The following is a 25,798-nucleotide window of genomic DNA, read 5'->3' on the forward strand; positions in this document are numbered from 1 at the left end:
TACTAAGCGTATAAATGAATGGGGAATTTGAATTCGATGAGAGGAGAAAAAATGAAAAAAAGATTCTTACAAAATGAAGGCTTTTCACTGGTTGAACTGATCATTGTAATTGCGATCATGGCTATTCTTGCAGGAGCACTTGCTCCGGCGCTTATTAAATATATCAAGAAATCCAGATTACAGGTATATCTGGATACGGCATCCGAGCTGCAAAAGGCAGTTGTAAATATGGCGATCGAAGCAAATGAAGCAGGGTATGCCGTTCGTGCTGTCACATATTCCGGTTCGACGGATGACGGCTCCGGTACAGGGACGATCATCTGTAAGGATAATGCCGGCAACTTCGTAGATATGCCTGCGGCAGATAAGGCGAAGTATTTTAAACAGATGTTTACATCGCTTGGAATGGGAAGTATTACACTCTATAATCAGGGAGTTCCGCTTCAGATCGCGCTTTCAGAAAACGGCGGTGCCGTTGCATCCGACCCGGATACAGGTGTACAGTCGGTTATCATGTTATCAGACGACAAAGGAAATCTGAGAGCGAAGCTTACATTTTCTGTAACAGATAATGAATGGGTCGTTGAAGAAAGTTATTGACACATATTAAAAATGTGCTATATTTAAGTATAGTTTTAACCATCCTGACTATAAGCGGATGGAAGAGAAGACGTTGAAGATGCAAAAGATGGGATATGTCTGACAGAGAGACCGGGTCATCGGCTGGAAGCCTGGTCGAGCACCATATTTCATTTAATTTCACATCCGAGTTTTATCTCTGAGGATTCCTTAAAAGGAAGCGTAGGAGATAACGGGTTATGACCGTTATAACATAGAATGAGTGCTGGCAGTTCCGGGAAGACCGGGTGTCAGAATCAGGGTGGTATCGCGGTTGCTCCGTCCCTTTGTGGACTGGGGCTTTTTTTATTTTTAATTTATTTTAATTTAAGGAGAATGAAAGATGAAAGACAGATTAGAGGCAATCAAAGCAGCAGCACTTGCCAAGATCAATGAAGCAGATGTACTGACATCCTTAAATGATGTAAAAGTATCTGTACTCGGAAAGAAAGGTGAACTGACCCAGGTATTAAAGGGTATGAAAGATGTAGCACCTGAAGATCGACCAAAGGTTGGACAGATGGTAAATGAAGCAAGACAGGCGATTGAGACAGCCTTAGAGGAAAAGTCAAAGAAGATCAATCAGTCACTTCGTGCAGAGAAGATGAAGCGCGAAACGATCGACGTTACCCTTCCGGGAATCAAGAAGATCGATGGACACAGACATCCGAATCAGATCGCTCTTGAAGATCTGGAACGTGTATTCATCGGTATGGGCTATGAGATCGTAGAAGGCCCTGAAGTTGAATATGATAGATATAATTTCGAATTATTAAATATCCCTGCAAATCATCCTGCAAAGGATGAACAGGATACCTTCTATATCACAAAGGATATCCTGCTCCGTACACAGACATCTCCGGTACAGGCAAGAATCATGGAGAAGGGCAACCTTCCGATCCGTATTCTTTCACCGGGACGAGTATTCAGAGCTGATGAAGTAGATGCAACACATTCACCATCCTTCCATCAGGTAGAAGGTCTGGTTATCGATAAGAACATTACGATGGCTGACTTAAAGGGAACCTTACAGCAGTGGGCAAAGGAATTCTTCGGTGAAAACACAAAGGTTAAGTTCCGTCCACATCATTTCCCATTCACAGAGCCATCAGCAGAGATGGATGTAACCTGTTTCAAATGTGGCGGAAAGGGCTGTCGTGTATGTAAGGGAAGCGGCTGGATCGAGATCCTTGGCTGTGGTATGGTTCATCCAAAGGTACTTCATGACTGTGGCATTGATCCGGAGGAATATTCAGGATTTGCATTTGGTATCGGTCTGGAGCGTGTAGCACTGTTAAAATACGAAATCGACGATATGCGTCTTCTTTACGAAAACGATGTACGTTTCTTACAGCAGTTCTAAAAAACAGGAAAAGGAGATAGAAAAATGAATACACCACTTTCATGGATAAAAGTATATGTGCCTGATCTTGATGTAGAGGCACAGGAATTTGTCGATGCAATGACACTTTCCGGTTCACATGTAGAAGGTTTTGAGAAAAAAGACAAGAATCTTGAAAAGATCGTAGTTGGTAAGATCGTTAAGATAGAAAAGCATCCGGATGCTGACAAGCTGGTTGTATGTCAGGTCGATATCGGAGCAGATGAGCTGCTTCAGATCGTAACCGGAGCACCAAATGTAAAAGAAGGAGATCTGGTTCCTACCGTACTTGACGGTGGTAAAGTAGCAGGCGGACACGATGGCGGGGAGCTTCCTGCTGATGGAATCAAGATCAAGAAGGGCAAGCTTCGTGGTGTGCCATCTTATGGTATGATGTGTGCGATCGAGGAGCTGGGATCATCCAGAGAGCTGTATCCGGAAGCACCGGAAAACGGTGTCTATGTATTTCCTGCGGAAGCAGATGTAAAGCCGGGTGACGATGCAGTAAAGGCACTGGGTCTGGATGATGTCGTTGTAGAATATGAGATCACATCAAACCGTGTAGACTGCTTCTCCATGATCGGTATGGCAAGAGAGGCTGCTGTTACATTTGACAAGCCGTTCTACCCACCGGTGATCAAGGAAACAGGAAATGACGAAGATGTAAATAACTATGTATCTGTAGAAGTACAGGACACAGATCTGTGTAAGCGTTACTGCGCAAGAGTTGTAAAGAACTTAAAGATTGGCCCATCACCAAAATGGATGAGAGAGAGACTTGCTTCACAGGGAATCCGTTCGATCAACAATCTGGTTGATATCACAAACTATGTAATGGAAGAATACGGACAGCCAATGCATGCGTATGATCTGTCTACGATCGCAGGAAATAAGATCATTGTCAGACGTGCAAAGGATGGCGATACATTTGTGACACTCGATGGTCAGGAGAGAAAGCTGGATAAGGATGTCCTGATGATCTGTGACGGAGAAAAAGAAGTTGGTATCGCAGGTATCATGGGTGGTGAGAACTCCATGGTAACAGATGATATCCGGACCTTATTATTTGAAGCAGCATGCTTCGACGGAACCAATATCCGTCTGTCATCCAGAAGACTCGGACTTGCAACGGATGCTGCATTCAAGTTCACAAAGGGACTGGATCCAAACCTTGCAGAAGAAGCAATCAACCGTGCATGCCAGTTGATCGAAGAAATGGGTGCAGGTGAAGTTGTTGGCGGTATGGTTGATGTATATCCGGATCCTGTACAGCCTAAAGTGCTTCCATTTGAGCCTGAAAAGATCAACAAGCTTCTTGGTACCGATATTGATGAAAAGACTATGCTTGATATATTCGGCAAGCTGGAATTAACATATGATGAAGCAGCAAAGACACTTACTGTTCCAACCTTCCGTCAGGATTTAAACTGCATGGCAGATCTGGCAGAAGAAGTTGCCCGTTTCTATGGATATGATAAGATTCCGATGTCACTTCCAAAGGGTGAAGCTACCGTAGGTAAGAAGCCATACAGCCACAGAATCTATGACATTGCAAGAAACATTCTGGAAGGGAACGGATTCTCCGGCGGTATGTGCTATTCATTTGAAAGCCCGAAGGTATTTGACAAATTACTGCTTCCTGCTGATTCTGTCTACAGAAAGGCGATCACGATCGCAAATCCGCTGGGAGAGGATTTCAGTATCATGAGAACGGTATCCTTAAATGGTATGCTGACTTCTCTTGCAACGAACTTCAATCGTAAGAATAAGGTTGCACGTCTGTACGAGTTCGGAAATGTATATCTTCCAAAGCAGCTTCCACTGACAGAGCTTCCGGAAGAACGTATGAAGCTCACGATCGGTATGTACGGCGAGGGTGATTTCTTCAACTTAAAGGGTGTGATCGAGGAGTTATTCGATAACCTTGGTATGAAGAATATCTGTACCTATGTTCCTACAACAGAGCATCCGTTCTTGCATCCGGGTCGTCAGGCAAATATCGTAAAGGACGATACCGTTGTTGGTTATCTCGGTCAGCTTCATCCGGAAACCTGTGATAACTATAACTTAAAGGGTGAGGTATATGTAGCAGTTCTCGATATGCCAAATGTCGTAGCACTGTCGTCCTTTGATATCAAGTATGAAGGTATTGCAAAGTTCCCTGGAAGTACCAGAGACTTGAGTATGGTTATGGATAAGAGCATCTTTGTCGGTCAGGTAGAAGAACTGATCAAGAAGTGTGGCGGCAAGCTGCTTGAAAGCTATAAGCTCTTTGATGTATATGAAGGCGAGCAGATCGCAGCCGGTAAGAAGTCTGTTGCTTACACGATGACTTTCCGTGCAAAAGACAGAACCTTAGAGGCCGGAGAAGTCGATAAGATCATTGAGAAGCTTGTAAAAGAATTAGGAAAGCTTGGTATTGAACTCAGAGCTTAATTTACAGGTTTAGATAATTCTGGTATTATGAACCGGAGGATATTTGTAATGCAGGTATTCTCCGGTTTGGTATATCAGATTGTTCAGACCCTTTTGGTTATAGGGATAAGAAGGAGAGAAGATAGGAAAAAGAAAGTTACAAATGATGGCAGTAGCTATGGTGCTTGTCATGGCAGCAGGGATGATCGGGGAATTATTTGAAAATCAGGGAACGATATCTACGGTATCTGAAGTGCATGCAGAAGAGACTGATACGATTTATACAACGGAGAATCGATATTATCAGTATCGCATACTGGATAAAGAAAAGAAGACCATAGAGATTGTAAAGGGTGTTGAAGGCGGTCTTATGTTGAAGATTGTGGAAGGAAAGGCAGTCTTGAATATTCCGTCAGAACTGGAAGGTTATACCGTAGTATCCCTTGGTGGAGAGGCATTTGCCAATATGATAAAGATAGCTTTAAAGAAACAGATGAAAAAGAAATCCATTGGATATGTAAAGACATGGAAGATAAAATAATTAGAAAATAAATTTATAAAACCCTTGCCTGTTATGGATATGAGAAATATATGAATCTATAGCAGACAGGGGTTTTGTTATATTTTATTTGATATGAGATGCTGTATCCGGATTTTTTATGGTTAAACTTGTTTTCCCCTTTGATATCCGTTACAATCAAATTTGGAGAGATGGCGGCAATATACTAAGCAAAAAAATACGCATGTTATTCTGTTCTGTCAGGAAAGAAGATGGAACATGGATAATGAATTAGTATATTCCGCTGATGCGACATATCAGAAAGCACAGTATGATGCCAGTGCCAAGCGCTTGCTTGGACAGAAGATCATATTGGCGCATATACTGATCAGGTTAGTAGAAGAATTTAAAGGTATGGATGCAGATATGGTTGCTTCGCTGATCGAGGGCGAACCGTATATCAGTCAGGTTCCGGTAGAACCCGGACTAACGAACAAAGAAATGGTAGATGCCGGAACCGGTGAACGGATTGTCGGGCTGAACACAGAAAGTTCCGAGATCGATGAGGGCAAGGTGTGTTTTGACATCATTTTCTATGTGCGGATGAGGGATGGACTGGCAAAAATGATCATCAATCTGGAAGCGTCGCAGACAATGACGGCAGAACAAAAATTGAAGCTTATGAAACAGGAGTATGATATACCGGTAGAGAGACGCGGTATAAGAGATGGGGTGAAGATCATGTGCAATCTGAGTGAAGGCGTAGAGGAAATGGGATATGCAAAGGGCGAAGCCGCTGGAATAGCGATAGGCGAAGCACGAGGCAAGGCTGTTGGAAGGTCGGAAGAAAGAGCTGGTATTATCCTGAAAATGCATAAGAAAGGCTATTCCTTGGAGCAGATCATGGATGTAACCGAAATGAGTGAAGCTGAAATCAAGGCAATCATAGGATAAAGACATAAGCAGAACAGATAACATGTATATTTTAGTAGAAGTCCGGATATGGCAGAATTGCTGTATCCGGATTTTTGCTATATAGGAAAGTTCGTTCTATAAAGTAAAAAGCACTCTCACTAAGGCTGGCTGCTTCATTTTCTTCCTTGCATTTAGACATAAAACGTGGCATTATCATAGTTGAGTTTTAAGGAGGATAAGAAAATGCAGTTATCAGATTTTTACTATGATCTGCCTCAGGAGTTGATCGCACAGGACCCACTCTTAAAGCGTGATAATTCAAGATTAATGGTTTTAGACAGAGAAGAAGGAACCATCGAACATAAACATTTTTATGATGTAATATCATATCTGAAAGAAGGCGACTGTCTGGTTATTAATGATACAAAGGTGATTCCTGCCAGACTGATCGGTGAGAAAGAAGGAACAGGAGCAGCTATCGAGGTGCTGTTATTGAAGCGTTTGGATGATTGTACATGGGAGACGCTTGTAAAGCCGGGAAAGAAAGCCAGAGTCGGCGCAAGGATCATCTTTGGTGGCGGCAAACTGGTTGGTGAAGTCATCGATATTGTGGAAGAAGGAAACCGTATCGTTCGGTTTGAATATGAGGGAATCTTTGAGGAGATTTTGGATGAACTTGGACAAATGCCGCTTCCGCCATATATCACACATAAACTGGAAGATAAGAACCGTTATCAGACGGTCTATGCAGAGCATGAAGGTTCTGCGGCAGCACCGACAGCCGGACTTCATTTTACAAAGGAGCTTTTAGAGGAGATCAAGGCAAAAGGCATCAAGATTGCACATGTAACCCTTCATGTCGGACTTGGAACATTCCGTCCGGTAAAAGAGGACAACATTCTGGATCATCATATGCATTCAGAATTCTATGTGATCGATGAGAAAGCAGCAGAGACAATAAATGAGACAAAGAAAAATGGCGGTCGTATCATTGCAGTAGGAACGACCAGTACGAGAACATTGGAAACAGTAGCTGATGAAAACGGTATGCTTCGGGCTTGCAGCGGCTGGACAGATATCTTCATCTATCCGGGTTATAAGTTCAAAGCCATCGATGGATTGATCACGAACTTTCATCTGCCGGAATCCACGTTGCTGATGTTGGTATCAGCCCTTTACAGCCGCGAGAAGATTCTCGAAGCCTATAAGGTAGCCGTGGAAGAACGCTATCGTTTCTTCTCCTTCGGCGATGCCATGTTGATTCTGTAAAATACCTTGCGCTCATCTGATTGATATTTAGTTATAACCTGAGCTGCACATAAATACTACTGCCGGGATGGTTATATACAAAGACAAGTATATTTTCTATTCGGTTCGCACGCTGATTTGTCAGCAGCCGCCCAAACTCACCCTTACGGGTTCAGACATGGGCTTGATGCTGACAGCTAGTGCAAAACTCATAACGAAAATACAACTAATGTCTTGTGTATATAACAACCCGGCAATATTTTTATGCACAGCTTCAGGTCAAAATTAATTCGCCAATCAGATGAGCCACAAGGTATTTTACAGAACTTCTGTATTGCAGCGATTTGAAACTGTCGGACGCTGGGATGAGTTATATCGAGATATTATATAAGGAAATTACAATAAAAATCCTGCTGCCCTGCTATGTACAAAAGACATAAGCGAAGTTTTCGTTATGAGGTTTGCACGAATTGTCAGCACCAAGCCCATGTTTGAACCCGTAAGGGTGAGTTTGGGCGACTGCTGACTAATAAATGTGCGAACCGAATAGAAAACTTGCTTGTCTTTTGACATAGCAGGGCAGCAGGATTTTTTTGTAATTCCCTATCAGAAATGTTGATACATTCATCCCAGCGTCCGAGGATTATTTATCTCAGCCCGGCGAGATCCTGATAGAAGGTCGGGTAGGAGATATTTACGCAGTCGCTGCCAAGGATCTCTGTGTCGCCGTCGGCGTTAAGTCCGGCAATGGCAAAGCTCATGGCGATCCGGTGATCGAGATGGCTGTCGATGACAGCGCCGTGAAGCGGCTTGCCGCCATGGATGATCATGCCATCATCGGTAGCAGTAATATCTGCGCCCATAGCGGAAAGATTTCTCACCATAACATCGATCCGGTTTGATTCCTTCACCTTCAGTTCCTGTGCATCTTTGATAACGGTCTGGCCTTTTGCGAAGCATGCCATGATGGCAATGATCGGAATCTCGTCGATCAACTTCGGAATCAGAGAGCCTTGGATCACACAACCTTTTAAATCTGATGTTTGTACAGTGATATCGGCAGAAGGTTCACCAGGCTGATCCAGCCGGTCGTAGGTGATCGTACCTCCCATCATTTTTACAACCTCTAATATTCCGTCGCGGGTATTGTTGATACCCACATTCTTGATCGTGATACAGGAATCCGGTGTGATAAGTCCGGCTGCGATAAAGTAAGCCGCCGAGGAGATGTCTCCCGGGATCATGATCTTCTGACCGTATAATTTATCCGCAGGTTTTACAGTTGCGGTTGTGCCGGAGGTCTTGATATCGACACCGAAAGCATCAAACATCAGCTCCGTATGATTTCTGGATACATATGGTTCGGTTACACTGGTTTCGCCGTCGGCATACAGTCCGGCAAGAAGAATACAAGATTTGACTTGTGCCGAAGCAACCGGTGAATCGTAGTGGATGCCATGTAATGGCTTTCCGGTGATCAGAAGCGGCGCACAGTCGTTTCCGTTTTCGCTCACGATATCAGCGCCCATCAGAGAGAGCGGGGTCATGATCCGTTTCATTGGGCGGCGGCAGATCGATGCATCACCGATCACGCGGCTCTTGAAATTCTGTGCCGCAAGAATTCCGGACATCAGTCTGGTAGTTGTTCCGCTGTTACCGACATCGAGTGTTTCTTTCGGAGCCTGCAAACCATGAAGCCCTTTACCGTGAATTATAACGGTATCCCCATTGTGGTCGATCGTTACACCCATTTCGCGGAAACAGTTCATAGAAGAAATGCAGTCTGCACCGTTTAAGAATCCATGTACTTCGGTTATACCATCTGCCAGTGATCCAAGCATGATCGAACGGTGGGAGATGGATTTATCTCCGGGGATCGTAAGGGTTCCTTTTAATCCTGTTCTTCTGGAAAATATCATAATGTATTACCTGTCTGGACGCTATATCGTCCATTTCCTTTTTATGTAGTCTCATCTGTTATATAAACGGTATCCGGCATCTGCAAGAAGGTCAAATGCTTTCCGGCATGCATCCGTATCGTAGAAGGATAAACGTAGAACGCCTTCCTCGTCTTCACGATTATGGGAGATACCGAAGTTCTTCAGATTGATGCCTGCATCAGCGAGCAGTACCGTAACCTTTGCCAGAGCGCCCGGTTCATCCGGGATATCGACAAAGAGTTCATACTGCATACGGATAACACCGCTTGTATTGTTCGGGATTGAATCCCGATATTCTCTGGATGACTCAAAGAAAGCATTGATGTCTTTTGCGTCATTTCTTTCAATATCATAAATCATTTTATTTAGAAGCTCAATATATTCCTTCAATCCATTCACGATGTTCTTCGGATTGCTGAGTAGAATGTGCTCCCAGACTACCGGGTTTGAGGATGCGATTCGTGTGATATCTTTAAAACCTCCGGCTGCCAGAGATTTAAAGATTCCGTCCGGGGAATCGGCATGCCGTACCAGATTGACCAGAGATGCGGCGATCACATGCGGTACATGACTGATATAGGAAGTGATCTTATCGTGTTCATCCGGGGAATATCGGATCGGGATAGCACCCAGGTCACCGATAAATGTCATGAATTCCTCCACGCGGTCTGTCGGAGCGTCCGGAGATGGGGTGATGAAATAATAAGCATTCTCGATCAGACGGTCGGTTGCTGCATCGTAGCCGGAGCGCTCGGATCCGACCATTGGATGACCGCCGATAAAATGAGAACCAAGTCCCAGTTCCTTAACAGCATCGTAGATGTCGGATTTGACACTGCCGACATCAGACAGGATACAGGAATCAGAGATCAGTGGTTTTAAAGTTTTCAGATATTCTATATTATAATGAACCGGCGCACACAGAAAGACATAATCACAGTCTGCGATGTCGCTGATATTTGTTGTATAATGATCTAAGGTGCCATCCGCCTGCGCTTCTTTTAAGGTTACAGTGTTGACATCATAGCCGATGATCGTATAGTTTGGGAAAATACGGTGAATAGATTTTGCCACCGATCCACCGATCAGCCCAAGACCGATAAAACCAATTTTAAATGCATTCATAGCTGTTTCTCCTTTTTGAGGTTTAACGCGTTAAAGCGTGTAACAACATTATATACACATAAAATCAAAATAGCAAGAAAAACTAAAAAGGTGTACAATAGAAAACAAAGTAAAAAGACAGGAGAACAGAGCATATGGAAGAAAGAAAAACAGAAGTTGATCTCATATCAGAAAAGCCGGAACAGACAGGCTTGTTAAAATATATGTTAGAAAAAGGAATCACCCAATTCCATGTTGTAAAGCACGTAGAGGAATATCTGAAAGAACACGGATTTTCCGAGCTTAAGTTAAAGGACAAATGGCAGCTTCAGGCAGGAGCAGATTATTATGTCAGACCATACAGTTCTGTTATGATCGCATTTCATCTGCCGAAGCAGCTGCAGCATATCCGGATAGCAACCAGTCATACGGATTTTCCAATGCTGAAGTTAAAGCCGTCAGCCGATATGGAAAAAGGCGGTTATCATATGTTGAATATAGAGACATATGGCGGATTGTTAATGAAGACATGGTTTGACCGCCCACTGGGACTTGCCGGCAAGGTAGTGGTAAAAGGCAGCGATGCATTTCATCCGGAGGTACGATTATATGATTCCGAGAAGCCGGTTGCGATCATACCGAGTCTTGCGCCACATCTGAAACGTGGAGACGCAGAGACAAAATTAGATCCGCAGAAAGAACTGATCCCGGTATTTGGGCTTTGGAAGAAGGATGAACCGCATAGCTTTTTAGATGAGGTTGCAGAAAAGCTTCAGATCGATAAGGCGGACATATTAGACTATGATCTGTATTTATATAATTGCGATTCCTGCCAAATGATCGGAGACAGTGGCGTATTTACATCACCGAGAATTGATAATGTATCTTCCGTTAGTGCGATTTTGGAATCTTTGGTGCAAACCGGAAACAAGTGGAAAGAAGAAAAAGGTAAGGGAACAGAAGCTGCATTGGCAGATGAAAAAATATCGGAAGCAGATGGATCTGATATGAATCTCGACATCGGAGTATTCTTCGATAACGAGGAGATCGGAAGTTTGTCCAAACAGGGAGCAGATTCCGGACTGCTTCGGATGATAACGGAACGTATCTTAAAAGACAGCGGAGAGAGCCGTACCATACAGGAGCTGCTTCCGGAGATATTTTTGATCTCTCTTGATGTGGCACATGGAACACATCCGAATTATCAGGAGAAATCCGATCCGGTCAACCGGGTACTGCTTGGAAATGGGGTTGTCTTAAAGAGCAGCGCGTCTCAGCGATATGTGACAGACAGCGAGGCTGCTGCAGTGATTCAGGTGCTCTGTGAGGATGAAGGGATTCCGTTTCAGCGTACGGTCAATAAGACAGGAATGCCGGGTGGAACCACGCTGGGTCCGATCGTTTCATCCTATCTTCCGGTAAAGGCAGTCGATATGGGAATGCCGGTACTCGCTATGCATTCAGCATGTGAAATGGCACATTTGTCAGACTATGAGTCAATGAAACGGCTGCTTATCGCTTTTTGGTTGAAATAGAGCCATATTTATGCGATAATAGACATTAGGTATATAGAAATATAGACGGAGGTTACTTATGAAGAAGGTTTACAGAACAATACTTATATGTATGATGATCATTCTTTCAGCATTTGTACTTGCAGCCTGTGGGAAAAAGGATGCAGGAAAAAAGACGACCACCGAGAGTTCAACAGAAGCTTCTGAAGATGTAGCATCCACAGAGGATACAACAGAAGCGACGACGGAAGCACAGGTGGATGAAGAAGGATTCACGATCGTAAATGACAAGGTGACGACGACTGATTATGTAAATGTCAGAACAGCACCATCGACAGACGGAGATCCTGCGATGCAGCTTGCAGATGGTGTAGAGCTTGACCGGATCGGTTATAACGATGAGTGGAGCAAGGTATCGATCAAGGGTGAGACCTATTATGTTTATTCGGAATTTGTAAAGGCAGAAGGAGCAGCATCCAGTGGTGATGGCAGCAGCACAGAAGAATCAACACAGGAGACAAGCAATGTTGGCGAAGGCAAGCTGATCTGTATTGATGCAGGTCATCAGGCAACGCCGAATACTGATACAGAGCCGGTAGGTCCCGGTGCGGAAGATAAGAAAGCAAAAGTCTCAGCCGGTAATACAGGTGTTACAACTGGTACAGAGGAATATGAACTGAATCTTGAGGTAGCGTTAAAGCTTCAGAGTGCATTAGAGGCAAGAGGCTATACTGTGAAGATGATCCGTACATCCAATGATGTCGATATCAGTAACGCTGCAAGAGCAGAACTTGCAAACAGTGATAAGGCAGATGCATTTATAAGAATTCATGCAAATGGTTCTACAGATACAAATGCGAGCGGTGTTATGACAGTATGCCAGACTAAGGATAATCCATACAATGCAGATATCTATGATTCCTGTAAACGGTTGTCTGCCGATGTATTAAGCGGAATGGCAGCAGCAACAGGGGCAAACAGCGAAGGTGTATGGGAGACAGATTCCATGAGTGGAATTAACTGGTGTAAGGTTCCGGTTACGATCGTTGAGATCGGTTATATGACAAATTCAGAAGAAGACCAGAAGCTTGTAACATCAGATTATCAGAATCTGCTTGCAAAAGGAATTGCAGATGGTATAGATGCATATTTTGCAGGTGAGTGATCTGTAACAGATAATGAGATGATTTTTCGAAGACATTGAGTGAGTTATACTTGCGATATATGTAAGAAGATACAAAAGATATTTATAAAAATACAGGAGGACAAGACATGGAAGCATTAGAATGTATTAAGACAAGAAGATCGGTAAGAAAATTCAAAGAGGATATCATTCCGGATGAAGTGATCCGTGAGTTAGTAGAACTCGCATCCTATTCACCATCCTGGAAGAATACACAGACAATTCGTTACATCAGTGTTTCTGATCCGGAGAAGATCAAGAAGATCGCAGAAGAGGGTGTAATGGGATTCGCATTAAATGAGAAGACAGTTTCCAGAGCACATCAGTTGATGGTTGTAACACAGAAGAACGGTATCTGTGGATATGAGAGAGATGGAAGCTTCAGTACAAGCAAGGGTGCTGGGTGGGAGATGTTCGATGCCGGTATCGCAGCCCAGACATTCTGTCTTGCAGCACATGAGAAGGGAATCGGAACGGTTATCCTTGGAGTATTTGATGATAAGAAAGTTGGAGAGATCGTAGGTGTGCCGGAAGGACAGACAGTTGCCACTGTTATCGCAATGGGATATCCGGTATTTGCACCGGAGATGCCGCCAAGAAAATCAGTTGACGATCTATTAACGATCCAATAAGAACTGTTTTATCCATTGTGTAATGAATATTGACAGAGGGCGGATTTTGAAGAATCGAAGGTCTGACAGAACAGCCCACAAAATGAATAATGTCTCGAAAGAGAAAAAATATACTGCACTTTAGTATAGATGATATGGTCTGCTAAGGTGCAGTTTTGTTGTAGAAGGTGATTTTTTCATGGTTTTGACAAAAGCAGATACATTAGATTATTTGAAAAACAGAATAACAAAATCGAGAATAGAAGACCTTATGATCGTAACCGGGGAAATGTATGGTGAGAACCGGAAACAGATCCTTGCCGATATTCAATCACAGTTTAAAGGACAGACGATCGTTGTTCGAAGCTCCTGTTCCAATGAAGATTCCTCCGAGACATCAAATGCGGGTCATTATGACAGTATATTGGATGTCGACGCTGATGATCGCGATGCTGTATGTCATGCGGTTGAGACAGTATTTGATTCTTATAAAAAAGATCTACCAGATATCAGGAATGAACAGGTTTTGATCCAGACGCAGACGAAATCTATCATCAGCAGCGGAGTTATCTTCTCCAGAGAGATCAAATCAGGAAGATTGTATTATGCAATCTCATATGATGAAGATTCGACCGATGCGGTAACCAGTGGAAGCGGAGGAAAGACGATCTATATTGCAAGGACAGCAGAGAGTTCATCTCTCCCGGAGCGCTGGGGTGTTCTGATCACAGCCATGAGGGAATTAGAAGACATCTTTCCGGAGTATCCACTCGATGTGGAATTTGCAGTTGGAGCAGATCTGACAGTTACGATCTTTCAGGTGCGTCCGCTTGCGGCCTGTATTAAGAAACTGGAAAAGCCGTCTGACTACAAAGAAGACAGAGTAAAGAATGATCGTATATTTGGAGAATTGATAAACAAGACAAAACAGCAGTATCAAAAGCTCAGTGATCTGTTGTATGAGAAACAGGCAATTTTATCCGATATGGCATTCTGGAATCCGGCTGAGATCATAGGAGTGAATCCGCATCCGCTTGATTTCTCCCTTTACAGAGAGATCATAACGAAGGCTGCCTGGAATCAGGGACTTACCACGATCGGATATCGTGTGGTAGACGGAGATCTGATGTACAAGGTCGGAAATAAACCATATATATCATTGCGGAAGTCATTTCTGTGTCTGATGCCTGCGGATTTAGATGAGGACATGGTGAAAAAACTTTTGGCATTTTATGACCGGAAGATATTATCGGATATAACGGCACATGATAAAATAGAATTTGAAATCGTATTTTCCAATTATGATTTTACAACGGAGGATCGGTTGCAGGAATTATTAGAATATGAATTCACGAAAGGCGAGATTCAGGATTTGTCAAATAGCCTGTTTCGTCTGACGGATCGTGCAATCTGTAATTTCAGGCAGAACCGGATGCAGGATATCCGTTCCTTAAACGGACTGAAGGTGCATCGGGAAAATATCAGGAATAACTGGCTGATGGCAGCAAAGGATGTGAATACTTCCATCCGTTATTTTATAGAATTGATCGAGAGTATCAAACAGTACGGAACGCCGAAATTTGCAAGACAGGCAAGACTTGCATTTATCTCAAAGGCTCTTTGCAGGTCGCTTAGTGCAAAGGGATATTTTACGAGCCGTGAGATTGATGACTTTATGATGTCAATCTACACAGTAGCATCGGAGTACGATTCGGATTTTCAGGATTTTGCAGAAGGGCGGATTACCAGAGCTGCATTTGATGAGAAATACGGGCATCTTCGTTCCGGCACTTACGATATCACCTGTGAGACATATGAGGAACGGGATTTTGACAGCTCCAAGGCAAGCGAGACAGCAAAGAAGCAGAGACAGAGAATTGAGCGGTTAAAGCATACGCCATTAGATCCGGAGAAGGTAGAACAGGCACTTTCCGATATCGGCTTTGGTGTTGATGCAAAGAAATTTGTGGAATTCTTAAAGGATTCCATGGAAGAACGGGAATATTTTAAATTTGAATTTACGAAATCCTTAAGTCTGGCGATCGATATTCTGATCAATATTGGAGAAATGTTGAATTTTTCAAAAGAAGATATGGCATATCTCACAGTAGATGATATAATTGCAGTGTATCATAAACCAGAAACGGAGATCCGAAGGATATGGGAACAGGTGATCGCAGAGAACCGTAGGGCATATACAGATGCTTCCGATATGATTCTGCCGGATGTGATCTGCAATAAGCAGCAGTTAGAATATATCGAGATGGTAGAGGCTAGACCGAATTTCATCACTTCGGAGATCGTTGCCGGAGCAGTTGTCGTATTGGAGGATGAGGAATCAAAGCGCGAGGATGCCGGAGCGGTTGATGTTGCAGATAAGATCGTAGTGATCCCGAAAGCAGATCCCGGATATGACTGGATATTTGCAAAAGGAATCCGGGGCTTTATTACGAAGTATGGTGGTGTCGCATCGCATATGGCAATCCGATGTGCGGAATTCAATATTCCGGCGGCTATTGGATGTGGCGACGTTATTTATAATTATGTAACAGGACTTGACAAACTGACACTTGATTGTAAAAATGGAAAGATACTGAAGGAGGAATAGGCGTATGCTTCACGCACTGATAACACAACGCGAAGGTCAGAATATGTATGGAAAATCCACGGATGTTCTGGAAGCTGCCTATACGGAATTTTATGAAAGCATGGGAATAAGACTTCATCCGGTGTCAAATTTCACCAGAGATTTTGAAGCCTTATTTGAAGATCCGATTGACGTACTGATCGTAACGGGTGGCGGTACGCTTCACCCGAAATATTATGTAGAACCGCATAAGGCAGAGCTGCAACCACATCGGGATGTGATGGAGGAACGGCTCATTATGTACTGTGTGGAGAATGAGATACCGATCATTGGAGTATGCAGGGGCATGCAGCATCTGAATGCATTATTTGGAGGAAAGATATCTTATTCTGCACCGTTTGTAGTGCCAAGACCGCGAGGTGTTGACCATATGGCAAAAATCTGTAATTCGGATCGATATATAAAGATAAATAATTTTCACAGTGATTGTGTATATCTGGAAAACCTTTCAACAATGTTTTATCCGTTGGTTGTAGATGAAGAAAATGGATCGGTTGAGGCATTTGTGTCACCAACCATGAGTATTCTTGCATTTCAGTGGCATCCGGAGCGGTATTTTGAAAGTGAAGAAGGAAGGCTTTTCAGCAGACATCTGATCCAGGATTTTTTAGGTATTCCAAGAGATGATAAGAAACCGGATCTATAAATAAAATCCTATAAAGCCATAGTTGGAGGAAGTAATAGACATGGAAAAAGGAAAAGCAAAACAACTGCTTGATAAGATGCAGGTATTGATCGAGGACGGACAGAATGTTCCATTTGCAGCAGGGAAGGTTCTTGTAAATAAAGAAGAAATGCTGGAAATGATAGAAGATCTGAAAAAGACGATAGATATAGAATTAAAAGCGTATCATGAGATTACGGATAAGCGTGGCAAGATCATAAAGGATGCGAATAAAGAAGCCGAGGACATCATCGTAGAGGCAGAAGAATCCGCAAGCCGGATTCGTATGAGCAAGCCGAATCCACTCTATGTCCAGAGACAGGTAAAGGATCTGAATAAGAAAGATAAGATGGCACTTCGGACAGCAAATGAGATCTATGCGGCATCAATCATTTATACGAATGAGATGCTTATGGAGATCAATGAATCGGTACGACAGGCATATAATATGATCAGTGAGGAAACCGATCGTGTATTGGATTCTCTCAGACAGAAATCTGATGTCATCGAGCAGAATAAGCGTGAGCTGATGGATGGACTGCTGGATATGAAGAAGCAGGAACGTTATGCCGATATCTTAGAGATCAGCCAGCTTCTTGCAAATGAATTGTATTACGAGAAGAACCGGTTTGAGGAAGAAGAACAGAAGAAGCAGGCAGAAGAAAATGAGATGGTTCAGTGGGAATTTGACTTTGAAGATAAGAAGGAAGATCCGATCAAGGTAAAACCATCCAGACAGCCGGTGAAGCTTCATGATGATATTCTACACGATGAGGTTGTGGATTCAGCATTTGAGATTGCAGATGAATTAAAGGAAGAAAAGAAAAAGTCATTATTTGAGGATCGGACACCTGTGCCGTTAGAGGAATCAATTACGGATGCAGGGGTTGCGGGAAAGGCAGCAGAAGGGGCTCCTAAGAAGATTCCGGAGTTCAGGATCGGTGGAAACATCCATAAGAACCTTGACAATGAACTTTAAAACCGCTTAAGAACAGAAGCGTGATACTTTACATTTAATTCATGATTCAAGCGTTGCGAAGCGTACGCCTGTTATGATATTATGAGTTTGTGAGCACGAAAAACAAGAAACCATAAAGTGTAAATATATATAGGAGGTAATTATTTATGGGGATTTTAAAAAGATTCAAAGACATTATGTCAGCAAACATCAACGCTATGCTTGATAAGGCAGAGGATCCGGAGAAGATGATCGACCAGTATCTCAGAGACTTACAGGAAGATCTTAGAAACGTAAAATCAGAGACAGCAACCGTTATGGCAGATGAGACCAGATGCAAACGTGCATTGGATGACTGTGATGCAGATATTGCCAAGATGCAGAGCTATGCAGAGAAGGCACTTCTTGCAGGAAACGAAGCAGATGCCATGAAGTTCTTAGAGAAGAAGAATCAGTTATCGACCAAGAGAACTTCTTTACAGCAGTCTTATGATATGGCAGCAGGAAATGCAGCTAAGATGAAAGAGATGCATGATAAGCTGACAAAGGATATCATGGATCTGAATGCAAGAAAAGATGCGATCAAGGCTAAGGTTCAGGTTGCAAAGACTCAGGAGAAGATGAATAAGATGATGGGAAGCGTAACGGATACAGCCGGAACGATCTCAGCATTTGACAGAATGGAAGCAAAGGCTGATGCAATGCTTGACAAGGCAAATGCAATGGCAGAATTAAATGCCAGCGGCAAGGATGAGACAGATGATCTGATGAGTAAATACGATGCAGAACCATCATCGGCAGTTTCAGATGAACTTGCAGCATTAAAGGCAAAGATGGGACTTTCATAGGAGGAAACAGATGGGATTATTTTCAAATCAGTTTGCCAATGTAGTTGAGTGGGAAGAATACAGAGATGACCTGCTCTTCTGGAAATGGACAAATCGAGAGATAAAGAAAGATTCCAGACTTATCATTAAACCGGGACAGGATGCGATCTTCCTGTATAACGGTGCGGTAGAAGGTATCTTCACAGAATCAGGAAGTTATACGATTGATTCGGATATCATTCCATTCCTTTCTACATTAAAGGGATTTAAGTTTGGTTTCAACTCAGGACTTCGGGCAGAGGTTCTGTTCATCAATACGAAAGAGTTTACCTGTAACTGGGGAACCAGTTCCCCGATCCGTTTACAGGCACCGGGACTTCCGGGCGGACTTCCTGTACGATCAAATGGTAAATTCTCATTCAAGATCGATGATTACAATGTATTGATCGAGAGAATCGCCGGAGTAAAGGCAATCTTTACAGTGGATGATGTCAGGGATCGTATTAAGGGAATCTTAGATGGACTGTTGATCAAATGGATTACAAAGACCGGCGGTGATGTATTCAATCTGATGGCAAATGCCACCGATATTGCAAAGGGTATTTTAGAAGATCTGGATATGGAACTGATCAAGATCGGTCTGACCATGACAGATTTCAGAATCAGCGAATTTACATATCCTGAGAATATATCAAAACGTGCAGATCAGGCTGCTGAGTATACGATGCTTGGTGATATGGGCCGGTTCCAGCAGGTGAAGATGGTAGATGCACTTGCAAATTCCAATGGAAAAGGCGGAACCAATATGGCAGATGTTGCCAGTGGTATGATGGGAATGCAGATGGGTATGATGATGGCAAATCAGATGACCGGTAATCTGCAGAACAACATGAACGGACAGATGAATCAGCAGGCAGCTCCAACCGGAAACGGTACGGCTCCTAAGTTCTGCCCGAACTGCGGAACCCCTACAAATGGAGCAAAGTTCTGTGGTAACTGTGGAACAAAGCTGATATAAAGGAGTACAAAAGCGATGGCTGGATTAAATGACATGCAGGATCTGGCATGCAGACATGTCGATGGACCGCTTCTGATACTGGCAGGTGCCGGATCGGGAAAGACCAGAGTGATCACCCACCGGGTAGCGTATCTGATGGATGAGATCGGAGTGAATCCATATAATATCCTTGCGATAACATTTACAAATAAAGCCGCAGCCGAAATGAGAGACAGAGTAAATAACATTGTTGGAGAGGGTGCTGAACGAGTATGGGTCAGCACCTTTCATTCGTTATGTGTACGGATTCTGCGACGATTTTCAGACAGGCTCGGTTATGCAACAAATTTTAATATCTATGATTCGGATGACCAGAAATCTGCGGTTAAGAACATTCTGAAGGAACTGAAGATCGATCCAAAGAAGTATCCGGAGAAGATGTTCATGGCAGAGATATCAAATGCAAAGGAACGGTATATTTCACCGGATCAGTATGCGAAGATGAATGCGACAGATTTTGTGAAGACACAGACGGCAACCGTATATTCCGAGTATATGAAGCGACTCCGTAAATTCAATGCATTTGACTTTGATGATCTGATCTATAAGGTGGTTGAGTTGTTTGAACATAACCCGGATGTACTGGAATTATATCAGGACAGATTCCGTTATATCATGGTGGACGAGTATCAGGATACGAACCACATACAGTTTCTGATGGTAAAGCAACTTGCATCCAAATATAGAAACCTTTGCGTCGTTGGCGATGATGACCAGTCAATCTACAAATTCCGTGGTGCGAATATTACGAACATCCTGAATTTTGAAAAGGAATATCCGGATGCAAAGGTTGTGAAGCTGGAACAGAATTATCGTTCCTGTGGGAATATTCTGGCGGCTGCAAATGCGGTGATCAAGCATAACGAAGGAAGAAAGGATAAAGCCCTCTGGACAGATCAGGGAGATGGCGAGAAGCTTGTATTTAATCAGAGTGAGGATGAATACATGGAGGCTGATCGCGTCGTAAATGAGATCATCCGTCTGACAGCGAACGGTGTACAGTATAAAGACATTGCTTTGCTATATCGTACGAATGCACAGTCTCGTATCCTTGGTGAGAAGCTGGTTATGCGAGGAATCCCGCATCGGGTCTACGGTGGTCAGAATTTCTATGAACGAAAAGAAATTAAAGATGTAATGGCATATCTGAAGGTTGTAAATAACTCTACAGACGATACCTATCTTAGACGAATCATCAATGTACCAAAGCGTGGAATCGGTGATGCTACCGTTGATAAGGTGGCAGCATTTGCTGCTGCAAATGATATGACACTGATGGAAGCCATGCAGATCATAGAGCAGATTCCGGGATTACAGCGTTCGGTTGCAAAAATTTCCGGCTTTGTGGAATTGATCGACGGATTCCGGGAGATAATAGAGGAGCAGGAACCACTCAGTACATTATTTGACCGTATTCTGGAGGATACCGGATATGAAGATGAACTGATCGCGGAGCACACGGATGAATCGATGGCGAGACTTGAGAATATCGATGAGTTAAGAAACCGTGTGGTTCAGTTTGAAACCGATTATGAGGAAGCAACACTGGCAGATTTTCTAGAGGATATCGCGCTGGTTTCGGAGACCGATAAAATGTCTGATGATGATAATATGGTCAAATTAATGACGATCCATGGTTCAAAGGGACTGGAGTTTCCATATGTATTCTTATGTGGTATGGAAGAGCGAATCTTCCCAAGTGCGATGGCGATCAATTCGGATGATGAAGATGCGCTGGAAGAAGAACGCAGACTTTGCTATGTAGGAATTACAAGAGCGATGAAGAAGCTATATCTGTCCTGTGCAAGAAACCGTATGCTGCATGGAAGTAGAAACTGCAATGACATCTCCAGATTTATTAAAGAGATTCCGCCGCTGCTGTTCCAGGATTCCGGTGATATTACAAGGCATGTAAAACGGATGGAAGAACGGCAGTTTGCAGACACCGGATATACCGGAAATAGGTATGGTAGCAGCGGGCAGTCTGGATATGGAAAAGGTTCATATCATGGAGGATCGTCGCAGACGGGTTCCGGATATTCTTCATCGAATCCATACAGCAGTTACAGTAAGGCAAAGAAAGAGCCAATCAGTATAACACCATCGACCAAACCATCATTTGGCAAAGAATTTACCGTGAACCGGGAGCTGGTTCTTGACTATGGAGAAGGTGACCGGGTGCGTCATATGAAATTTGGAAACGGTACTGTAACGCAGCTTGTAAAGGGCGGCAGAGATTATGAAGTGACAGTAGACTTTGATCGTGGCGGTACAAGAAAAATGTTTGCTTCCTTTGCAAAATTAAAGCGCCTGGAAGAATAAAGAAATTATAATAATTCCAAGATAATATAGAAATAGAAAAAAGAGTATGCTATAATGACGGCATACAGAAACTAAATGAAAGGGTGGTAGTTTACAATGAAAAATAATGATGTAATCTTAGTAAAAAGTGAACCAACAGAAGAAAAGGCAAAAGGTGTTGTATTTGTAATCCTTGCAATCATCGGTGCTGTAGCAGCAATCGCAGGTATCGCATATGCAGTATATTCATACCTGACACCTGATTTTCTTGATGATTTTGATGATGATTTTGACGATGATTTTGATGATGACTTCTTCGATGATGACGATGACGACGAGGAAGAGACTCCGGCAGAGCAGCCTGCCGAGACAGCAGAAGCACCGGCAGCAGAGCCTGTAGCAGACGCTGAGTAAGATCACTCAGACAGAATCAACAAAAATTAACGAATTAAAAAGAACCATTTGAATTAGTATTTAAAATCTGATTCAGACGGTTCTTTTTTGTTAGGTATTAAATGTTTACAGCGAGAAATTTTGTGTAGTGAAAAAATGTAGTCACAGCATAGATTAGGATATCAATGTTTAAATCAAAAATGAGAAGTGAGATTTGGCATTGGAGTATATGTACTTTATGAAGCAAGCCATTTCCGGATATTGGTGTTTGGATAAAAATGAAAGACAGCATTACTTATTATTCCGTAAGACGTTCGCACTCTATTTTAACGCAACGGTGCTAAGCTCCTCGCCTATGGCGACTCACTAAGAACCGGCGTTAAAAAAGGCTTACTTCATAATAATAATGCTGTCTTCCATTTTTATCTACTGACAAGACACCTGTAAAGTGGTGTAAAATACTATATTGTCATGTGTGACAGAACGTGTTATACTAAGGCAACGCTTTTTTATACAAGAAGAAAAAACGAATAAATATAGTTGGAGAAACAATATGAAGACAGATATTTTAATTGTGGGAAGTGGATGCGCAGGTTTATATGCAGCATTGAATCTCCCCGGTGATAAACAGATAACGATCATAACAAAGGATATCGTAGAACACAGTGATTCCTTCCTTGCACAGGGGGGGATGTGTATGCTGAAATCAGAAGATGATTATGACAGTTATTTTGAAGATACCATGAAGGCAGGGCATTATGAGAATGATCCAAAGAGTGTAGAGGTGATGATACGTTCGTCAGTTGATATCGTAAATGACCTTGTAAAGTATGGGGCAGACTTTCATCGGGAGCCGGATGGCAGTCTTAGCTATACAAAGGAAGGAGCACATAGCCATCATCGTATCATTTTCCATGAGGATGTAACAGGAAAAGAGATCACGAGTACCCTGCTCCGCAATGTAGAGAAGCTTCCGAATGTAACAATCTACGAGCATGTAACCATGGTGGATATCCTGTGTAAGGATAATTGCTGTTACGGTGTGGTGGCAAGAGATGCGGAGGATAAGATCTTCCCGATCGAGGCAAACTATACCATGCTTGCCTGTGGAGGAATCGGTGGTATTTACAGACATTCGACTAATTTCAGACATCTGACCGGAGATGCCGTTGCAATCGCATTAAAGCATGGGATTGAGACAGAGCATGTGAACTATGTCCAGATCCATCCGACAACATTATACAGCAAAGAGCCGGAGGACAGGAGTTTTCTGATCTCGGAGTCAGTTCGTGGCGAGGGCGCGCTTCTCTATAACAAGAATCATGAGCGGTTTGTAAATGAACTTCTTCCGAGAGATCTGCTGACGATCGAGATTCGCAAACAAATGGAGAAGGACGGGACAGATTATGTCTGGGAAGATATGACTGTGATTGATAGAAAAGAATTAGAAGACCATTTCCCGAATATCGTTGAGCATTGTAAAGAAATGGGATATGATGTGTATACAGAATGCATACCGGTTGTGCCGGCACAGCATTATTTCATGGGTGGTATCAAGGTGGATTTGTCCAGTAAGACATCGATGGATCAGTTATATGCGATCGGAGAGACTGCATGTAACGGAGTTCATGGCAAGAATCGTCTGGCAAGCAATTCGCTTCTTGAGAGTCTGGTATTTGCCAAGCGGGCAGCAAAGGAAATGACTGAGCAGTTCGACCGGACAAAGATAGAAGAAATCTCTTACAGGGAAGACGATTATACAGATAAGAAGAAGTTGGCAGCAGAATATAAGGCGCTGCTTAAGGCTGAGATCGCAAGGGAAAACGAAGAAGCTCAGAAGCACAGCGCATAGAAACGAAACGTTTACAGAAAAAGCATGGCCGACAAATGCCGGATCATTTGCAGAAAAATACGGCCGGTAAGTACCGGATAGGAAATACAGAAGAATCATTCAGGAGGATATTATGTACGATCAGATTACTTTAAAATTAAATGTAGACCCTTTTATTCTTGGAGCATTAAAAGAAGATATTACAAGTGAGGATGTATCAACAAATTCCGTTATGCCGGAGGCATGCATGGGAAAGGTAGAGTTAATCTGCAAGCAGGATGGAATCATCTGTGGTTTACAGGTGTTTAAGAGAGTATTTGAATTATTAGATGATACAACCGTAACAGAACTCTACTGCAAGGATGGCGATGAGGTAAAGGCAGGACAGTTGATGGGAGTTGTAACCGGGGATATCCGTGTATTGTTATCGGGAGAACGGACAGCACTGAATTATCTGCAGAGGATGAGCGGTATTGCTACGTACACACATAAGGTTGCAGGACTTCTTGCAGGAAGCAAGATCCAGTTGCTTGATACCAGAAAGACGACCCCTAATAATCGTATTTTTGAAAAATATGCGGTTCGTGTCGGTGGTGGACATAATCACAGATATAATCTTTCGGACGGAGTCCTTCTGAAGGATAACCATATAGGCGCAGCAGGCGGAGTGAAAGAGGCAATCCGTATGGCAAAGGAATATGCACCGTTTGTCAGAAAGATCGAAGTCGAGGTTGAGAATCTGGATATGGTAAAGGAGGCTGTTGAAGCCGGAGCTGATATTATCATGCTGGATAATATGTCAGATGAAATGTTAAAAGAAGCGATCGGTATCATTGACGGCAAGGCAGAAATTGAGGTATCAGGTAATGTAACAGCAGAAAATATCGAGCGTTTGAAGAACCTTGGTGTTGATTATATATCAAGTGGAGCGCTGACACATTCCGCCCCGATCATGGATATTTCTCTGAAAAATCTTCATAGAATCTAACTGAACATTGTAACAAAATTTCTGTTGCCGTTGGGCGCAGGGAAGGTTTACATGAGAAATAGAATGGGCTAATGGATGATAAGATTGGGAGGAAGAACATGACAGGAGTTGAAAGACGGGCAAAACTGTTGTCGATGCTTGCGAAGAGTAAAGAGCCGATCGCGGGGGCGGAAATGGCGAAGAGACTCAGTGTGAGCAGGCAGGTGATCGTACAGGATATTGCCCTGCTTCGGGCGGCTGACAATAATATTGTTTCAACAAACCGGGGATATGTGTTATTAAAGCCGGGAAAATGTGAACGAATATTCAAGGTGCGTCATACTGCGGAAGAGATAGAGAAAGAATTACAGATCATCGTAGATAATGGCGGCAGGATTCTGGATGTATTTGTATATCATAAGATTTATGGAGTTGTAAAAGCTCCGATGAACATAAAAACCAGAAAAGATATTTATGAATATGTAAAGACCTTAAGCAGTGGAAAATCATCGCCGCTTCTTAAGATAACCGACAATTACCATTATCATACGGTGCAGGCCGATTCAGAAGATATTCTGGATAATATTCAGAAGGATCTGGAGGAATGTGGTTTTCTTGCGAAACTGCTGGATTTCGAACCGGTTGATTTTTGGGAAAAAAGTGAATGACACAGGATGGCAGGTAGTCTATAACAGATTGCCTGCCATTTTATGTTATAAGATGAT

The 25,798-nt window shown here is 42.9% G+C and carries 21 protein-coding genes; 19 read left to right on the forward strand and 2 right to left on the reverse strand.

Annotated features, from left to right (window positions below; all coding sequences use genetic code 11):
• The first annotated feature begins 51 nt into the window (after positions 1–51).
• The 6 genes from GT641_RS00315 to queA all read left to right on the forward strand — a co-directional run bounded on the left by GT641_RS00315 (position 52) and on the right by queA (position 7,097).
• Positions 52–600 carry a type II secretion system protein gene (locus tag GT641_RS00315; RefSeq protein ID WP_049941089.1) on the forward strand — a complete coding sequence of 183 codons (549 nt, stop codon included), beginning with the start codon at positions 52–54 and terminating at the stop codon, positions 598–600.
• Positions 601–961: 361 nt separating this feature from the next.
• Positions 962–1,981, forward strand: a complete 1,020-nt coding sequence (gene pheS, locus GT641_RS00320) for a phenylalanine--tRNA ligase subunit alpha (RefSeq protein ID WP_008401280.1) — start codon at positions 962–964, stop codon at positions 1,979–1,981.
• Between the two features lie 24 nt (positions 1,982–2,005).
• The gene (gene pheT / locus GT641_RS00325; RefSeq protein WP_008401281.1) at positions 2,006–4,435 is read left to right on the forward strand and encodes a phenylalanine--tRNA ligase subunit beta; all 2,430 of its coding nucleotides are present in this window, start codon (positions 2,006–2,008) and stop codon (positions 4,433–4,435) included.
• A 142-nt stretch (positions 4,436–4,577) separates the two neighbouring features.
• A complete protein-coding gene (locus tag GT641_RS12920; protein WP_008401283.1) occupies positions 4,578–4,955 on the forward strand; it encodes a hypothetical protein in 378 nt (125 codons plus the stop codon).
• Between the two features lie 237 nt (positions 4,956–5,192).
• Positions 5,193–5,867 (forward strand): hypothetical protein, encoded by a 675-nt coding sequence (locus GT641_RS00330; RefSeq protein ID WP_008401284.1) that lies wholly within the window; start codon positions 5,193–5,195, stop codon positions 5,865–5,867.
• A gap of 204 nt (positions 5,868–6,071) precedes the next feature.
• Positions 6,072–7,097: a tRNA preQ1(34) S-adenosylmethionine ribosyltransferase-isomerase QueA gene (gene queA, locus GT641_RS00335; RefSeq protein WP_044945243.1), complete on the forward strand. Its 1,026-nt coding sequence runs from the start codon at positions 6,072–6,074 to the stop codon at positions 7,095–7,097.
• Between the two features lie 626 nt (positions 7,098–7,723).
• On the opposite strand, the gene aroA is transcribed toward queA, so the two are convergent.
• A complete protein-coding gene (aroA, locus tag GT641_RS00340; protein WP_119962927.1) occupies positions 7,724–8,995 on the reverse strand; it encodes a 3-phosphoshikimate 1-carboxyvinyltransferase in 1,272 nt (423 codons plus the stop codon).
• 51 nt (positions 8,996–9,046) lie between these two features.
• On the reverse strand, positions 9,047–10,141 hold the full coding sequence (locus GT641_RS00345) for a prephenate dehydrogenase (RefSeq protein WP_119962928.1): 1,095 nt from the start codon (positions 10,139–10,141) through the stop codon (positions 9,047–9,049).
• Between the two features lie 134 nt (positions 10,142–10,275).
• On the opposite strand from GT641_RS00345, the gene GT641_RS00350 reads away from it, so the two are divergent.
• The 13 genes from GT641_RS00350 to GT641_RS00410 all read left to right on the forward strand — a co-directional run bounded on the left by GT641_RS00350 (position 10,276) and on the right by GT641_RS00410 (position 25,741).
• The gene (locus tag GT641_RS00350; RefSeq protein WP_119962929.1) at positions 10,276–11,655 is read left to right on the forward strand and encodes a M18 family aminopeptidase; all 1,380 of its coding nucleotides are present in this window, start codon (positions 10,276–10,278) and stop codon (positions 11,653–11,655) included.
• Positions 11,656–11,713: 58 nt separating this feature from the next.
• Positions 11,714–12,799 carry an N-acetylmuramoyl-L-alanine amidase gene (locus tag GT641_RS00355; RefSeq protein WP_161116547.1) on the forward strand — a complete coding sequence of 362 codons (1,086 nt, stop codon included), beginning with the start codon at positions 11,714–11,716 and terminating at the stop codon, positions 12,797–12,799.
• Between the two features lie 107 nt (positions 12,800–12,906).
• A complete protein-coding gene (locus GT641_RS00360; protein WP_008401292.1) occupies positions 12,907–13,449 on the forward strand; it encodes a nitroreductase family protein in 543 nt (180 codons plus the stop codon).
• A gap of 178 nt (positions 13,450–13,627) precedes the next feature.
• On the forward strand, positions 13,628–16,036 hold the full coding sequence (locus tag GT641_RS00365) for a PEP-utilizing enzyme (protein WP_161116548.1): 2,409 nt from the start codon (positions 13,628–13,630) through the stop codon (positions 16,034–16,036).
• A gap of 4 nt (positions 16,037–16,040) precedes the next feature.
• Positions 16,041–16,721 (forward strand): gamma-glutamyl-gamma-aminobutyrate hydrolase family protein, encoded by a 681-nt coding sequence (locus GT641_RS00370; RefSeq protein ID WP_021943991.1) that lies wholly within the window; start codon positions 16,041–16,043, stop codon positions 16,719–16,721.
• Positions 16,722–16,761: 40 nt separating this feature from the next.
• Complete coding sequence (locus GT641_RS00375; RefSeq protein ID WP_008401295.1) at positions 16,762–17,718, forward strand: hypothetical protein; 957 nt, start codon at positions 16,762–16,764, stop codon at positions 17,716–17,718.
• Positions 17,719–17,864: 146 nt separating this feature from the next.
• On the forward strand, positions 17,865–18,545 hold the full coding sequence (locus GT641_RS00380; protein ID WP_008401296.1) for a PspA/IM30 family protein: 681 nt from the start codon (positions 17,865–17,867) through the stop codon (positions 18,543–18,545).
• Positions 18,546–18,555: 10 nt separating this feature from the next.
• Complete coding sequence (locus GT641_RS00385) at positions 18,556–19,542, forward strand: SPFH domain-containing protein (protein WP_008401297.1); 987 nt, start codon at positions 18,556–18,558, stop codon at positions 19,540–19,542.
• Positions 19,543–19,557: 15 nt separating this feature from the next.
• On the forward strand, positions 19,558–21,903 hold the full coding sequence (locus GT641_RS00390; RefSeq protein ID WP_161116549.1) for a UvrD-helicase domain-containing protein: 2,346 nt from the start codon (positions 19,558–19,560) through the stop codon (positions 21,901–21,903).
• A 96-nt stretch (positions 21,904–21,999) separates the two neighbouring features.
• A complete protein-coding gene (locus GT641_RS00395; RefSeq protein ID WP_008401299.1) occupies positions 22,000–22,296 on the forward strand; it encodes a hypothetical protein in 297 nt (98 codons plus the stop codon).
• A 532-nt stretch (positions 22,297–22,828) separates the two neighbouring features.
• Complete coding sequence (locus GT641_RS00400; RefSeq protein WP_161116550.1) at positions 22,829–24,127, forward strand: L-aspartate oxidase; 1,299 nt, start codon at positions 22,829–22,831, stop codon at positions 24,125–24,127.
• Positions 24,128–24,239: 112 nt separating this feature from the next.
• Complete coding sequence (nadC, locus tag GT641_RS00405; RefSeq protein WP_161116551.1) at positions 24,240–25,094, forward strand: carboxylating nicotinate-nucleotide diphosphorylase; 855 nt, start codon at positions 24,240–24,242, stop codon at positions 25,092–25,094.
• 98 nt (positions 25,095–25,192) lie between these two features.
• Positions 25,193–25,741: a transcription repressor NadR gene (locus GT641_RS00410; RefSeq protein ID WP_161116552.1), complete on the forward strand. Its 549-nt coding sequence runs from the start codon at positions 25,193–25,195 to the stop codon at positions 25,739–25,741.
• The last annotated feature ends 57 nt before the right edge of the window (positions 25,742–25,798 follow it).

Source organism: Clostridium sp. BIOML-A1, from assembly GCF_009874105.1.
Lineage (GTDB): Bacteria > Bacillota > Clostridia > Lachnospirales > Lachnospiraceae > Coprococcus.